This window comes from Sphingomonas sp., assembly GCF_041661825.1.
In the GTDB taxonomy this organism is placed as follows: Bacteria; Pseudomonadota; Alphaproteobacteria; order Sphingomonadales; family Sphingomonadaceae; genus Sphingomonas.
In genome coordinates, this window is the sequence record NZ_JBAZTU010000009.1 from 23,259 (window position 1) to 35,844 (window position 12,586).

19 protein-coding genes are annotated in these 12,586 nt (G+C 68.6%); all 19 read right to left on the reverse strand.

What is annotated here, in order from left to right; translation table 11 throughout:
• Nucleotides 1–39: 39 nt before the first annotated feature.
• The 19 genes from WC729_RS29320 to WC729_RS29410 all read right to left on the reverse strand — a co-directional run bounded on the left by WC729_RS29320 (nt 40) and on the right by WC729_RS29410 (nt 12,583).
• Nucleotides 40–771, reverse strand: a complete 732-nt coding sequence (locus WC729_RS29320) for a hypothetical protein (RefSeq protein ID WP_372858344.1) — start codon at nt 769–771, stop codon at nt 40–42.
• Nucleotides 772–933 carry a hypothetical protein gene (locus WC729_RS29325; protein WP_372858346.1) on the reverse strand — a complete coding sequence of 54 codons (162 nt, stop codon included), beginning with the start codon at nt 931–933 and terminating at the stop codon, nt 772–774.
• Nucleotides 930–1,493 (reverse strand): hypothetical protein, encoded by a 564-nt coding sequence (locus WC729_RS29330; RefSeq protein WP_372858347.1) that lies wholly within the window; start codon nt 1,491–1,493, stop codon nt 930–932. Before WC729_RS29330 ends, WC729_RS29325 begins: the two co-directional genes overlap by 4 nt.
• A gap of 374 nt (nt 1,494–1,867) precedes the next feature.
• Nucleotides 1,868–2,341: a hypothetical protein gene (locus WC729_RS29335; protein ID WP_372858348.1), complete on the reverse strand. Its 474-nt coding sequence runs from the start codon at nt 2,339–2,341 to the stop codon at nt 1,868–1,870.
• Between the two features lie 22 nt (nt 2,342–2,363).
• The gene (locus tag WC729_RS29340) at nt 2,364–3,281 is read right to left on the reverse strand and encodes a hypothetical protein (protein WP_372858349.1); all 918 of its coding nucleotides are present in this window, start codon (nt 3,279–3,281) and stop codon (nt 2,364–2,366) included.
• A 2-nt stretch (nt 3,282–3,283) separates the two neighbouring features.
• Nucleotides 3,284–4,177, reverse strand: coding sequence for a hypothetical protein (locus tag WC729_RS29345; protein WP_372858350.1), 894 nt, complete (start codon nt 4,175–4,177; stop codon nt 3,284–3,286).
• Nucleotides 4,177–5,100 carry a hypothetical protein gene (locus tag WC729_RS29350; protein ID WP_372858352.1) on the reverse strand — a complete coding sequence of 308 codons (924 nt, stop codon included), beginning with the start codon at nt 5,098–5,100 and terminating at the stop codon, nt 4,177–4,179. The genes WC729_RS29345 and WC729_RS29350 overlap by 1 nt, the downstream gene beginning before the upstream one ends.
• Before the next feature lies 1 nt (nt 5,101).
• Nucleotides 5,102–6,289 carry a hypothetical protein gene (locus WC729_RS29355; RefSeq protein ID WP_372858353.1) on the reverse strand — a complete coding sequence of 396 codons (1,188 nt, stop codon included), beginning with the start codon at nt 6,287–6,289 and terminating at the stop codon, nt 5,102–5,104.
• 148 nt (nt 6,290–6,437) lie between these two features.
• Nucleotides 6,438–7,133, reverse strand: a complete 696-nt coding sequence (locus WC729_RS29360; RefSeq protein WP_372858354.1) for a hypothetical protein — start codon at nt 7,131–7,133, stop codon at nt 6,438–6,440.
• 171 nt (nt 7,134–7,304) lie between these two features.
• A complete protein-coding gene (locus WC729_RS29365; RefSeq protein ID WP_372858355.1) occupies nt 7,305–7,778 on the reverse strand; it encodes a hypothetical protein in 474 nt (157 codons plus the stop codon).
• Between the two features lie 54 nt (nt 7,779–7,832).
• Entirely contained in the window at nt 7,833–8,060 is a 228-nt protein-coding gene (locus WC729_RS29370; protein WP_372858356.1) for a hypothetical protein, read from the reverse strand.
• A 12-nt stretch (nt 8,061–8,072) separates the two neighbouring features.
• On the reverse strand, nt 8,073–8,759 hold the full coding sequence (locus WC729_RS29375; RefSeq protein WP_372858357.1) for a hypothetical protein: 687 nt from the start codon (nt 8,757–8,759) through the stop codon (nt 8,073–8,075).
• A 10-nt stretch (nt 8,760–8,769) separates the two neighbouring features.
• Nucleotides 8,770–9,090 (reverse strand): hypothetical protein, encoded by a 321-nt coding sequence (locus WC729_RS29380; RefSeq protein ID WP_372858358.1) that lies wholly within the window; start codon nt 9,088–9,090, stop codon nt 8,770–8,772.
• 10 nt (nt 9,091–9,100) lie between these two features.
• The gene (locus WC729_RS29385) at nt 9,101–9,571 is read right to left on the reverse strand and encodes a hypothetical protein (protein WP_372858359.1); all 471 of its coding nucleotides are present in this window, start codon (nt 9,569–9,571) and stop codon (nt 9,101–9,103) included.
• 254 nt (nt 9,572–9,825) lie between these two features.
• Entirely contained in the window at nt 9,826–11,328 is a 1,503-nt protein-coding gene (locus WC729_RS29390) for a hypothetical protein (protein WP_372858360.1), read from the reverse strand.
• Complete coding sequence (locus WC729_RS29395; protein ID WP_372858361.1) at nt 11,328–11,633, reverse strand: hypothetical protein; 306 nt, start codon at nt 11,631–11,633, stop codon at nt 11,328–11,330. Before WC729_RS29395 ends, WC729_RS29390 begins: the two co-directional genes overlap by 1 nt.
• Before the next feature lie 3 nt (nt 11,634–11,636).
• Nucleotides 11,637–11,945, reverse strand: a complete 309-nt coding sequence (locus WC729_RS29400) for a hypothetical protein (RefSeq protein ID WP_372858363.1) — start codon at nt 11,943–11,945, stop codon at nt 11,637–11,639.
• Entirely contained in the window at nt 11,946–12,323 is a 378-nt protein-coding gene (locus tag WC729_RS29405) for a thioredoxin domain-containing protein (protein ID WP_372858364.1), read from the reverse strand.
• On the reverse strand, nt 12,320–12,583 hold the full coding sequence (locus WC729_RS29410; RefSeq protein WP_372858365.1) for a hypothetical protein: 264 nt from the start codon (nt 12,581–12,583) through the stop codon (nt 12,320–12,322). Before WC729_RS29410 ends, WC729_RS29405 begins: the two co-directional genes overlap by 4 nt.
• Nucleotides 12,584–12,586 lie beyond the last annotated feature (3 nt).

The following is a 12,586-nucleotide window of genomic DNA, read 5'->3' on the forward strand; positions in this document are numbered from 1 at the left end:
CATCCCGCTCCCGGCCCTGGAAGCACTACTCGAGGCCGACTAGCTCGCCGGGATGAGCGCCACCTTGCACGTCGCCGCCGAGCTTGAGATGAAGGCGAAGGCGGTGTGCGAGGCGGCGTTCGTCAGGCACTGCCGGTACATGACGCTGGCCTTGCCCTCGCTATCGGTGGCGACCGCTGTCGGCGTACCAGTTCCCGTGCGGTACTGGAAGTCCGCGTTGCAACTGAACTGGTAGCAGCTCCCGGCGGCGAGCCCAGTCACGGCCCCGGAGACGTTCGCGGAGAGCGACAGGTTCGTCGGCACGCCTGGGGTGTAGTCGGTGGAGGTCGAGGAGCCTCCCCCACCGCCGAACAGCTGGACCGCGCCGGACGTGTTGAGGGTCATGTACCGCGTCGCGGCGAGCGCCACCTGCTTGACCGTAGTGATGCAGTAGAGGGTCTGGGTGGTGTCAAAGCGAGCCGCCTCACCGGTCGCGACCTTCAGGCCGTTGCCGACGCCCAAGGTGCCCGAGTCGAAGCCGCAGTAGATGGGGTTGGGGCCCAGGTTCTTGATGACCGTGGACACGGTCCCCGTCGGCTTCGGGAAGGCCGTCGCGGCCACGTCCACGAGGACCTCCTCGAACGTGGAGGCCGTGAAGGGGGTCTGCACCGAGGTCACCGGCCAGGGGCCCTTGCGTCCGGGCTGGCCCTGCGTGACCTCGTTGTTCTGCGCGAGCGCCGTGCTGCTGCAGAGCACCGACGCGATCACCAGCAACCGGATGATGGTCTTCATCTACGTCCTCCTCTCGAGCCAGCGCGTGATGAGCCAGATGGTGAGGCCCGACCCGACGCTGACGAAGAACAGCTGCGCGAGGGTCACGCCCCCCGATGCGAGCGGCGCCTGCGCCGCGGGCTGCAGTTCCGCTTCCAGCTGACCGTAGCGGCGCAGGATCATCGACCCCTCCTCGACCACCGGCCGCGCTCGCCCTCGTACATCCCGAGGACGTAGGGGCCGACCGCGAGCGCCGCCATCCCGCCGAGGAGCCACTTGGCCCAGGACGGGAAGGGGACGTTGACGCCGGGGACCTCGAACTTCTTGAGGGTCGTCACCACGTTGTTGAAGGTGGAGACATCCCAGGCCAGGCCGGTGTAGATGCGGATGGACTCGAAGTAGCCCTTGGCGAGGTCAGCCCACTTCGCCCAGCTGTACGCCGAGCCGTCGTCGCGGACGCCCTTCTCGGCCCAGCCGCGCATCGTGGTCGCCCAGGTGTCGATGTAGACGCCCAGCTGCTTGTAGCTCGCGGAGAGCTGGACCTGGGAGTCGTTCTTGGCGAAGTCGGTGAGCAACGCGATGGCGGGCCCGAGCACGACGAGCCGGGCGACGTTGTCCGGGTTGGCCCCGATCTCGAGCGCGCCCTTCAGGTAGGCGAGCTTGAGCTCCGCGACGGCGAGGAGCGCCGACGCCGTGCCGCTGGCCTCCACCGCTCCGAAGCGCCTGCTGTCCCTGACGAGCATCCCGTGCCTCTCAGCCCTTCCCTGCCCACACCAGTTCTTCAGCAGCGTGTTGCCCTACCCCTTGCCCGCCCACCACTCCAACACCTTCAGCAGCCCAACCCCAGCCTCCGCGCACTTCCCGCAGATGCGGACCTTCACCGGCCCCAGCTGCGCCTCCGAATCAGCGGGCCTTCCGCACAGGGGGCATCGGCGGGAGCGAACTACGGCGCCCGGTGCAGTTGCAGGGCCTCTTGGCACCGGCCGGGCCCTGGGGACGGGCCGGGCCACGGGCGGGCTCTTCGGCCTCGTCGGCCCCGAAGAGGGCTGCCAGTGCGTTGAGCCCGTGGAAGAGCGCCGATCCTTTTCCGTCATCGCGGATCATCCTTCACCTCCTGCTACTGGTCCTCGTCCTCGCCCTCGAGCATCGCCTCAAACTCGTCCGAGGCGTCGGGCTCCCCGAACTGCGCGTCCTCGATGGCCGCTGCGGCCTGCTCCGGGCTGATGCCCTTGCCGTCCTCGGGCGGCATCACCTCGGGCTCGATGGCCTCCTGCTCTTCCTCCTGCCCGCCGGCCTGCACCGGCTGGCGCGAGGGCGCCTGGCGCTTGGCGCCACGGCCGAGCAACTGCTGCAGCGCCTGGGCCAGCCTCTTGACGCCGGCTCGCGCGACCGGGTCGCCCAGCTGCTCCAGGCGCGCGAGCCGGCGCTCGATGTTCGCGAGCTTCGCCACGACGGCGCCCAGGTTCGCGGGGGCCGTCATCGTCTGCGGTGGGCGCGAGACGACGCGCAGGTTGGGGCGCGCCGCGGCCTGCGGCGCGGTGTTAACCGCCGAGCGCCTGCCAAAGTCTCCAAAGTTCGACGGCAGCTTCATTGTCCAGCCCTCCGGAGGCCTATTACAACCGGCCGTAGCGGATGATGTCGAGGTACATCCCACCGAGGATCTCGCCGTCGCCGTAGTCGATGGCGATGACGCCGCCACCCGCGGAGAGGTCGCAGCCCAGGCGCACCAGCGGCCGGTCGCCGGACAGCACCACGACCGAGGACTGCTTGGGCGTCGCGTTGATGCCCTTCTCGACCAGCACCGGGAAGGTCACGTCCTCGTAGCAGGCGTAGGTGGTGTCCAGGGCGCCCGTGGACGTGGTGTCCAGGCCCTTGGTCCCGTACATGAGGAAGCGGACCGTCGAGGCGCTGGCGAGCGCCGCGAACGGCGTGTTGAGCCGCATGACGATCTTGGTCGGCTCGACGGCGATGGCCGGGTGCCCGGCCTGGTTCACGGCCTGCGTACCGGCGCGCTGCAGGCCGAGCGGAGGGAACATCGTCGGCCAGTTCCGGGGGACGCTGGCGGCGGTGTTGTAGCCGACGAGGTCGGCGCCCGCCGCGAGGATCTCCATGCGCTGGCGCTGGATGATGATCTCCGGGCGCCCGCTCCAATCCACCTCCGCGCGCGGCGAGCGGAAGACGTTGAGCCTCCCGAGCCCGCCGCCGAGCCAGCCGTAGGGAAGGCCCCAGTCGAACCCCTGGAAGTGGTCGTCGGCCTCGCGTCCGAAGGGGAAGAGCACCTGCCCCGGCTTGAGGATGACCGGGGAGGTGCCGAGCTTGCTGGAAGTGCCCTTGAACTCCAAGGCCACCGGAGTCTCGGACATGGGGTCCAGGCCGACGCCGTAGCCGGCAAGGTCCTCCGACCGCTTGGTCGTGGAGGCGATGATCTGCCCCGCGGCCTGGACGGCGATGGCCTTCGCCAGGTTCGTCGTGTTGAACCAGGACTGGTAGTCGAAGATGTGAGGGAGGACGACCGGAGCGCCGCTCTTCATGGCTACTTGACCTCCGAGATCGGCACGTTGCGCCACCCGTTGATGCTGATGCCGGGGCGCAGGCTGATGCGACCGGCGACCACCGGGTGCGTCTCGTCCATCACTGCGTAGAGCGATTTCCCCGCCGGGATGTCGAAGGGGAGGGCCCACTCGTTCGACCCCTTGGAGGAGCAGAGGTGCGAGAGCCTCGTCTTGGTCCGGACCAGCGGGTTCCCGTTCCAGTCCGAGATCTGCATCTGGGCGTAGTACCGCTGGATGCACGTCTGCAGCGTGATATAGGCGTAGCGGTCGTAGCCGCCGGTCAGGCCGATGTCCGACCAACCCAGGAACGACCGGACGTGCAGCGGAACGGCGAAGGGATTTCCAAGCTCGCCCGTGACGCTACGCCGGACCGTGGTAGTGTCCGCCGCGTCCAGTGCCGTGGCTGGAGCCGCCGGGTAGAAGGCGCTGACGTAAGGCACCGCCACGACGGCCGGCTCCGGAGCGCCCTCCTCCAAGATCCTCGCCTTGAACGAGACGTAGAAGGTCCTCGCCGCCGCCACCGTGGACACGCCGCTGATGGTGATCGACCGGCCGCGAGGGACGAACAGCGGCCGAGGGAAGCGCCAGACCATGACGCCCCCAGTAGAGTTCCAGAAGTAGCCGGCAGTGCTCTTGCTGGGGTTCTCGTGACGAGCGATGAGGGAGGGGGGCAGGTACCCGTTCGTCATCTTCGCGCGCCCCAGCGAGAAAGAGAAGTCTGCCCGGTCGAGCTGGTAGTCGCTGTGGACCCGGATCTCGTCCACCAGCATCGCGGTACCTTCCGGGCACTGCAGCGCGGACGGGTCCGAGGGGCCTTTCACGTCACCAACGACAGCCACGAAGGTCAACGGCGAGGAGAGAATGACGGGGCGCATTACACGGCCTCCCTTCGGACAGCCTCGAGGGCCAGGTGGGGGGCCACCCTCGCCGTGTCCCCTGCGATGGCCGCTGGCGTCCGCATCTTGAACAAGACCCTGTCTCCCGACTGCAGCATGAGCCCGTTCATGTCGATGGAGCGGCTGGCGGCGTCGAAGGCCACGTTGAACTCCGTGTCCTGTGGGACGATGTGGTGGTTGCCATGCTGCAGGGAGCACTTGTGGGAGTAGCGGAGCGCCGCCGGCAACGTGGTGTAGTCCTGATGCTGCCCACTGGCACCGTAGCAGATGCGCCCGTTGATGCGGAGGATATCCACGGCGTTGGAGAGCTCGTTCTCCAGATGCCCCTGCTGCGACATGAAGTCGCCGTTGGTGGCGAGAAGCGAGACGGTGTTGGGCGCGTAGGCCGACACCCAGGGGACGCTGGTGGTGTTGGGGAAGTCCCCCGTCACGACCCTACCGACAAGCGTGATGGAGATGGGGGTCACCTGCCCGTCGAAGGCGTTGTTGGCGTCCCCCGACACCGCACGCAAGGCGCTGGCGCTGAAGGCCGCACCCGGCGGGATGAACATCGGCCGGCGCAGCTTCCACCGGAAGCTCGAGATCACGCCCTCCCCCGTCTCGCCGTAGAAGTTCTCAGCGATAGCGTCCTTAGAAGGGGCGAAGACCCACATCGGGACGTAGTCCTGCGTGATCATGTAGCGACCGAGACGCAGGTTGAACCGCGCCTCCGGTCCGAGGTTCCGGAGGGCGCCCGCGCCAAGGACGAAGCCGTCCGGGTAGCGGCCGAAGAAGCGGATCTCCGAGACGAGGACGGCCTCGCGGTTGGGGGCCTGGAGCGCCGCCGAGTCGAAGAGAAGCGGGGCGCTGTTGGAGTTGAGGTTGACCGTGGCGGTCAAGACGATGGGCGAACCAAGCTTCATGCTACACCTCCCGCCAGCCGACCAGCGAGATGCGCGCCAGCCCCTGCCCGTCATACGCTGCGTCCGCGATGCTTCCGCCCTTCACGCCTGCCAGGTAGTAGCTCTCCGGCGGCATCTCGTGGGCGACCTCCAGCTGCCGGGTCCACGGGTCGAAGATCTGCGGCCAGGGGGTGTAATCACGCACCACGGGGGTTCCCCACGACCCCAGCAGCTGAACCTTGGTGGAGACGTAGATGTCATTGTGGGGGTAGGTCGCGGTGTCCACCCCTCCCTCGGTGAGGTACTGCTTGGCCTGCGCGATGTCCTGAAAGAGCCCGTAGACGCGGCCCAGGACGGTCTTGACGTGGAAGGGCACGTTGAACGGGTTGGCGAGGTCCTTCTCGTTGCAGACCCGCTCCACCTCGGTGCCGTTCGCGAGGAAGGCGTCGGCAGCCCAGTGCATGACGTAGGGGAGGGCCTTCTGCTGCGGGCGCTGCCCTGCGATGCCGGAGTAGCTGACCTTCACCTGCAGCACGGCGTTGTACAGACCGAAGTGGACGAACGTCGGCTCCAACAGCTGCCCCGGCGGGACGTAGATCGGAACCGGCGGGCGCCAGGTGAAGATGCTCAGGAACCCGATGTCGTCGTCGATGGTCTGGTACTCCGACACCGTCGAGAGCGTCGGCCCGAACATGGCGAGCGGCACGAAGCCGGCCGTGAGGGGTTCCGCGCCCAGCTGCATCTGGCAGCCGATGAGCGAACCCATGTTCATGGTGCTTCCCATGTACGGGTTCCCGTCGGAGAGGAAGTACCCGATCTCGAACGTGACCTCCTCGATGAGCAGGCCCTGGCCGTTGGGGGCGCGCAGGGACTGGAGGTTGGGGGAGGCCACCGCTCCGGAGCGCAGCGTCAGCCCGGCGGTGAGGTGGAAGGGCATCCCGGCGGTCAGGTTGCCGATGCCGCCCCCACCGAGGCCCGGACGCACCGGGAGGTTGGGCTGGTTCTTGATGGGCTGGCGCGGGAGGACCGGACGGCCCGGCATCATCGTCACGCCGCCGGACCGGATGGGGACCGGAGCCTTCCCCGGAAGCGCCCGCCCAGGCAGCAGGCCGGGCTGACGACGGGTCGGGATGTCGATGACGCGCTCGCGCGCGGGGAGGTTCAGCGTCGGGCGCGCATCGCGCGCCATCGGGGGCTTCTTCGCAGGCATCGCCCGGTCCTTTGCTTGGCTGTGGCACTGCACTGACAACCGGCGCGGAGCCAACCTCCCAGTGGAGGGTAGGGCCGAGAGGCTGGCCCCGCGTCGAACCTACGGCCTGGGGCGCACCGTAGCGCCCCAGGCCAACTTCAGCGTGCGACTAGCGCACGTCGCCGCGGACGAGGGCGCCCAGGACGCAGGTGACCATCGTCTCCTGGCCGACGCCGGCCTGGACGGTGAAGCTGTAGGTCGCGCCGTTGGCGAGGCCGAACAGGCCCACGACCACGTCGGTGCGCGCGATCTGGATCGGGATGCGGAGCTTGCGCCCGCCGGAGAGCGGGTTGCCGTTCTGGGCGAAGCCCAGCGTGGCGACGTTCTGCGTGGTCGAGACGCTGCCCTGCAGGCCGCCCGAGGACGGGAACATCCCCGCGGGGCCCTGGGTCATCGTCTTGCCGCCGATCTTGAACTGGAAGTACGTCTTGTTGACGAACTCCGCGACCTCGCGCGGCGAGGCGCCGTAGGCGCTGTAGCCGGCGTTCAGCGGGTACGCCGTCTCGAGGTTCAGGCCGATGCTGCGGACCGCGGCGTCGCCAATCCCCGCGCCCAACTCGCCCGCCTTTTCGAGGCAGGTCGAGAGCTCGGTGTGCGTGAGGTGGTGGGCTTCCGTCGGGGTGATGGCGGCGCCCTTCATCTGCGGGATGGCCTGGCCCTGGGGGACCGTGAAGGCCTTCTGGGTCGAGCCGCCGCCGTGGGCGATGACGATGGAGCTGTAGATCAGCTCGTCGCGGATGTCGGACTGGCCCTGGAGGGCGGTGGGGGAGCGGAACTTCGCGCCGGGGATGAGAGCCTTCGCCATGACTGGACTACCTTTCGCGCCGACTAGGCCTTTACGGCTTTCGCGGGCTATGACCGGTTTCCACGATGGTCGCCGGTCGTGCTGCTTCTCCTCGCGGAGCAACAGCCGGGGAGAGGTTCCTCACCAGCTGGTGGCCCGCGAGGAGCGTCGCGGGCTTTCTACGAGGGACGCCTAGTAGGCGTTGTCCTCTTCCAGCATCGCCATCCCGGCCAGGCCGTCGAGGCCGCTGTCGGACTCGAGCATCCCCATGTCGGAGTTGTCGGCGGCGATCAGGCCGTAGTCCTGGTAGCTCTTGAAGTCGCCGGGGATGAACTCGGCGTCGCGGATCAGGTTCTGGCCGGTGACGGCCAGGCCGGTGGTGACCGCGCCGACGAGCCAGCCGGTGGCGCGGGCGCTGCTCTTCTTCCGGTAGAGGGCGTAGGCGAGCGCGCCGAGGATCGCGCTGCCGAGGGCCGGCGCGGCCTTGTCGAGGAACTCGGGCACGTTGGTGCCGTTCTGGCGCAGCTTGTTGATGGCGAACTTCAGGCCGGCGGCGCCGGCGAGGCCGACGACGACGCCCATCAGCACGTCCATGCCGGGAGCGGCCTTCTTGAGGGTGGAGAGGCCCGGCAGCGCGCCGAAGCCCATGAACGAACGCTTGCTCATTGTGGATTTCCTTCCTGTTCTCGGTGCGGCGTTGGACTGCGGGCGTTGAGCGCCCTACTTCAGGGCCTTCTTCATGCAGGCGTTGAAGCTCGACCGCCCGCTCTTCCACGCCGGCTTGCACTTGTGCGCCGCCGTCGTGAACCTCTTGCGCCAGGCCTTGGCCTTCGCGGTCTTCGGGGCGCGCCGGTTCTTGACGCACCCGACGTGGCGTCCCGGCTTGCAGCTGCGCGAACCGCTGCGGCTGCGCTTGATCCCCTCGAACATGGCGATGCGGACCGGCATGGCGACTTCCTTTCAGCGACTCTTGTAGAACGCGAGGCCCAGGCCCAGGACCGCGACCCCTGCGAGGACCTTGCCCAGCGTGCTGACCCCGGCGCTGCCGCCCATCACGAGCGAGGCGTTGCCCCCCAGGGCCTTCGTCAGCAGCCCGATGATCGGCGCGTCGTCGGCCAGCTGCTTCGCCTGGGCGCTGGGGATGAAGACCTTGCCCATCGTGGCGCCGCAGGGCTTGCCGTACTTGGAGAGGCACTCCGCGTTGGCTCCGGGCTCCGGGAAGTCCGAGCACGGTCCTCGAGGCTCCGCTCCGGTGGCCTTGGCCGTGTCCACGCAGACGTAGACCGTCTTGCCCGTGGTCGGGTCGCTCGCGGTGTTCCAGACGCCCGATCCGGCGGCGCCCGGCATCGGCATCATCTTGAACGAGCCGAGCACCGCCAGCTCCGCTTCCGACAGGCCGTGGCCGAGGTAGTTGCCGGCGGCGACCGAGCGCATCGTCGCCTCGTACCCCTTGATGAAGGCGGGGATCGGGCCGACGTTGAGCGCCGCCCAGGCGCCGGTGAGCCGGCCGTCCTGGGACAGCACCTTGGTGCGCTTCTGGATGCCGTTGGCAACGGCCCAGACCGAGAAGACCTTCTTCACGCCCGCGATGCGCTCGTTGAAGACGGACTGCGTCAGGAGGTCGGCTCCGTAGTCGTTGAAGTACACGGCGCCTCCCCTACCTCTTCCGCGTGAACAGGAACGCCAGCAGGCCGACGCCAGCGAGCCCGCCGCCGACCATCAGCATCGTGTTGGTGTCGATGGAGGACCCGAGGCCCTGGACGTTCTGGCCGGCGGGGGTCTGTGGCTGGCTGGGCTGCTGCGTCTGCTGCTGCTGCGGCGGCGGCTTGGACTGACCCTGGCCCTTCGACGCGGCGTCCACCTTGAGGCCGATGTCGATGCCCGTCTCGATCACGTCGAGGCCCATCTTGATCCACTGGTTGATCTCTTTGCCGCTGACGGCGCCGAAGCCCCTGAACTTGCGGTCCTTGATGAACATCGTGTGCTCCTCAAACGACCTGGGCGGTCAGAAAGCGACCGCGAGGGGGGTCCCAGCCAACGAAAGCCTCATCCACCGTCGTGTCCATGCCGACCCACTCGCGCGGGTCCTTCGGAGGACGGGTCTTCGGGTACGCCACGCAGGCGTAGACGTGGGTGAAGTCCTTGCCGCCGGCCGGGCCGTAGGCGCGCAGGCCAACGCGGTAGCCGAGGGCGCCGACCAGCGCCGCGACCAGGCTCGCGTGCTCGTCGCAGTCGCCGCCGCAAGCTCCGGACAGGCACGACTGCAAACTGCGCTGCGGCGACTGGAACCAGTCCGCGGGCAGCGGGTCGAGGACGTAGCGGAAGCCCTTCCCGAGGCCCTTGACCTTGACGGTGCCGCTCTTGACGGCCTCGTAGACCGCGTTAAGTTCGCAGTCGTCGTCGCGGGACGGGCAGTCGTTGACGATGCGGCGCGCCGCCGTGACGATCTCGGGCCGCAAGATCGCGCGACGAGTCATCTGCGCGAGAGTCGCGAGAGCCTTCCGCTGGCTGCCCACGTCTCGGAGGGAGAACGACAACTGCGCCTCGGGCCCAACCCTGCTTGCCGCGTGCCGCCGTGGTAGCGCCTTAGTGCGGGTCGAGTCAAGCCCGTAAAGGAGAAGGGCTCTCGGGTGGGAGGCCGAGAGCCCTTCGGAGGTACCGCGCTGCCGTTGGTGTACTTACTACGCAAAGCACCCGGAGTCAATACCTCGCGCTAGGTGCCGAGCGACTCCATCGCCTTCTCGATCTCGGGCAGCGCCTCCGCGGTGAAGAGCCCGGCCTCGACGCCCTGCTCCGCGAACGAGTGGATGACCGCCTTGAGGAAGTTCTTGTTCTCGTCGGCGTCGAGCCAGTCGCCCAGGCGCTCCTCGAACACGGCGCGGAAGTCGACCTCCGGGTCCGCGAACACCTCGATGATGGACGGGTCGGTGACGTTCTCCACGAGGTACGTCGCGATCTCCTCGGGCTTGTCCTTCTTCTGCTCGATGCGGTGGATGACCTTGTCCAGCGCGGTCGGCTCCGCGGCCTTCAGCGGGGCCTCGGCCGCGGCCCCTCCCTTCTCCACGGTGGGAGCCGGCGCGGCGGGAGGCGGCGAGGCGACCTCCTGCTTCGGCTGCTCCTTCGCCGGGAGCTGGCGGCGCGGCTTGGCCCCAGCTGCGGCGTTGCGGCCGGCACCCGAGAGCGCCATCAGGGCGCGGACGCCCTCGCGCACCGCGCGCAGCGCCACCGGCTCCTCGTTGCCCCGCTGCCCTCCGGCCAGGCCCATCTCCACCGCCGCGTTGAGGACGTTCATCGTGGTGGCGGTCGTCGCGGAGAACAGGTCGCCCATCTGCTCCATCACGCGGGCGCTCCCGTCGTCCTTGGTGAGCAGCGCGAGCATCTGCGGGTCGATGGCCGGCTTCGACATGATCGCCTGCAGCACCTGCGCCTGCATCTTCGCGGCCTCCAGGGTCGCCTGCGCCTGCGCCGCCGCAGCTGCCGCCGACGCCGCGCGGTTGCTCTCCATCACCTGCAGGACCAGGGGCATCAGCTTCTCCACGACGGAGCCCAGGTTCTCGGTGGGGGCGCGCGGCTGCAGCTGCGCCTGCTCCAGGCGCTGGACGCGGGCCTCGGCCTCGCGGGCACGCGCGTCGGCGTCGCGGCGGATGGCCTCGACCTCCATCTGCGACTTCTTCTCCAAGAGGTCGCGCTCCAGGCGCGCGGTGGCCTCGATGCGGGCGTTGAGGTCGCGCAGGGTCTGCTCGAACTGCACCTCGCGGGCGTTGGCCTTGGCCTCGTCGTGGTGGAACGACGGGGCCATCGGGTTGGCCGGGGCGTTGCTCGACATCGAGAAGCCCTCGTTCTCCTTCTTCTTCTCCGGGCGCGGGTACGTCAGCCGCCGCGGCCCGGCCCAGTCCGGCAAGCGCAGCAGCGCCGCGTCGGGCTTGATGGGGTCGCCGTCCACCGTCACGATGACCGGCCCACCGATGGGGGTGTTGACGTTGCTGGAGTGGTAGACCGAGATCTCCAGGCGCCCGCCGCCGGTCAGGCGCGGCAGCCACGTCTCGGGCGCGACGAGGTGCTCGGCGTGCGCTTCCTCGAGCATCGCCACGATCTCCGGGAGCGTCCCGAGGGTGCGGCGCCTGGCGATGCGGAGACGGAAGTCGTCGCCGTCGGCCTTCGCCTTGTCCGCGATCATCTGGAGGATGGCCTCCTGGCTCATGTCGTTGGGCGGCATCAGTGCGTCTCCTTCTTCTGGTCCTTCGTGGGGTCGATGCCCTGCGCCTGCAGCGCAGCGGCGAGCAGCTGGTTGTTGGCGTCGAGCATCTCGACGACGCCGTTGAGCATCTGCGACGCCATGCAGAGCCGGCAGTCCCCTGAGACGGGCTTTCCGCTCTCGTCGTAGATGATGGTGAAGGCGACGCACGCCTGCTGGGCGCATGGGGCGGCGACGATACCGCCGGGGTGCGTGTCCTTGGTGATGATGCTGGTGGACTCCGGAGCCTTCATGGTGAACGGGCAGAGCCGCTGCGAAGTGTCCATGACCTACTCCTTCTGGATGAGGCCGGTCGCCCGGCCGAAGAGGAACCCGACGGCGCAGCTGAAGAGCCCCAGCATGAACGCCGCGAGCGGCACCGGGACCGGGAACGGAACGACCTGGGGCTGCCAAGCTCCGAAGCCAAAGCCGACCCACGTCGAGAAGCAGGCCGGGCACTCGATGAGCGCGAGCAGCCAGCGCCAGGCCGCGCCTCGACGCCGCGCCATCCACTCGCGCACGCCCAGGCTCACGCGGGCGTGCCCAACGATGTACGCGAGGCCGAAGGAGCAGAGCGCGAAGAAGAGCAGCTGCAGCATCTACTCCTCCTCGTCGCGGGCGTCCTGCTCCTTGGACTCCGCGTCGATGTCGTCGCTGTCGTCCTCGTCGTCTCCCGCGAGGCCCAACTCTTCCTTCGTGGCGTGCTCGCTCAAGGCCTCGTCGTAGGCCTTGTCGAGCTCAACGAGCGTCAAGCGCCCGATGTGGTGGAACGCCTTCCGCTCGTTGACCTTGAGCAGGTAGGCGGGCGTGCCGGCGGGCGCGAAGCCGTCGATGCCCGCGTCCCGGTTGTTGTTGTTGACCCGGACGACGAGGACCCGCTTATGCTTCCGGTGGAACCTGGTCACGTCGGGCTCGGCCATCGCGCAGTGAGGGCAGTTGGGAGCGTAGAAGAAGTAGAGGCGGCACGCGACGTTCATGCGTTGAACCCTCCCTTCATCGCCTCGCGCTCCTCGCGGGTGAGGCCCAAGCCAGGGTCGTAGTAGACGTAGACGATCAGCTGCCCGCGCCGGAAGACGAACCGCTCGGTGATGATGACCTCCTTGAGCGGCTGGCCGGGGCGGTCCGGGCGCAGCTTCACGCGGGGGACCTCGACGGCGACCTCCTTGGGCGGGACGCCGAAGGCGACCGCTGCTTCGCTCTCCTGCTTCGCTTCGAGAATTGCTTCCTGACGGTCCACGTT

Bases quoted from the DNA above. Each gene is read 5' to 3' on its own strand.
- WC729_RS29320 (WP_372858344.1), bottom strand. From the start codon at position 771: ATGAAGACCATCATCCGGTTGCTGGTGATCGCGTCGGTGCTCTGCAGC.
- WC729_RS29325 (WP_372858346.1), bottom strand. From the start codon at position 933: ATGATCCTGCGCCGCTACGGTCAGCTGGAAGCGGAACTGCAGCCCGCG.
- WC729_RS29330 (WP_372858347.1), bottom strand. From the start codon at position 1,493: ATGCTCGTCAGGGACAGCAGGCGCTTCGGAGCGGTGGAGGCCAGCGGC.
- WC729_RS29335 (WP_372858348.1), bottom strand. From the start codon at position 2,341: ATGAAGCTGCCGTCGAACTTTGGAGACTTTGGCAGGCGCTCGGCGGTT.
- WC729_RS29340 (WP_372858349.1), bottom strand. From the start codon at position 3,281: ATGAAGAGCGGCGCTCCGGTCGTCCTCCCTCACATCTTCGACTACCAG.
- WC729_RS29345 (WP_372858350.1), bottom strand. From the start codon at position 4,177: ATGCGCCCCGTCATTCTCTCCTCGCCGTTGACCTTCGTGGCTGTCGTT.
- WC729_RS29350 (WP_372858352.1), bottom strand. From the start codon at position 5,100: ATGAAGCTTGGTTCGCCCATCGTCTTGACCGCCACGGTCAACCTCAAC.
- WC729_RS29355 (WP_372858353.1), bottom strand. From the start codon at position 6,289: ATGCCTGCGAAGAAGCCCCCGATGGCGCGCGATGCGCGCCCGACGCTG.
- WC729_RS29360 (WP_372858354.1), bottom strand. From the start codon at position 7,133: ATGGCGAAGGCTCTCATCCCCGGCGCGAAGTTCCGCTCCCCCACCGCC.
- WC729_RS29365 (WP_372858355.1), bottom strand. From the start codon at position 7,778: ATGAGCAAGCGTTCGTTCATGGGCTTCGGCGCGCTGCCGGGCCTCTCC.
- WC729_RS29370 (WP_372858356.1), bottom strand. From the start codon at position 8,060: ATGCCGGTCCGCATCGCCATGTTCGAGGGGATCAAGCGCAGCCGCAGC.
- WC729_RS29380 (WP_372858358.1), bottom strand. From the start codon at position 9,090: ATGTTCATCAAGGACCGCAAGTTCAGGGGCTTCGGCGCCGTCAGCGGC.
- WC729_RS29390 (WP_372858360.1), bottom strand. From the start codon at position 11,328: ATGCCGCCCAACGACATGAGCCAGGAGGCCATCCTCCAGATGATCGCG.
- WC729_RS29395 (WP_372858361.1), bottom strand. From the start codon at position 11,633: ATGGACACTTCGCAGCGGCTCTGCCCGTTCACCATGAAGGCTCCGGAG.
- WC729_RS29400 (WP_372858363.1), bottom strand. From the start codon at position 11,945: ATGCTGCAGCTGCTCTTCTTCGCGCTCTGCTCCTTCGGCCTCGCGTAC.
- WC729_RS29405 (WP_372858364.1), bottom strand. From the start codon at position 12,323: ATGAACGTCGCGTGCCGCCTCTACTTCTTCTACGCTCCCAACTGCCCT.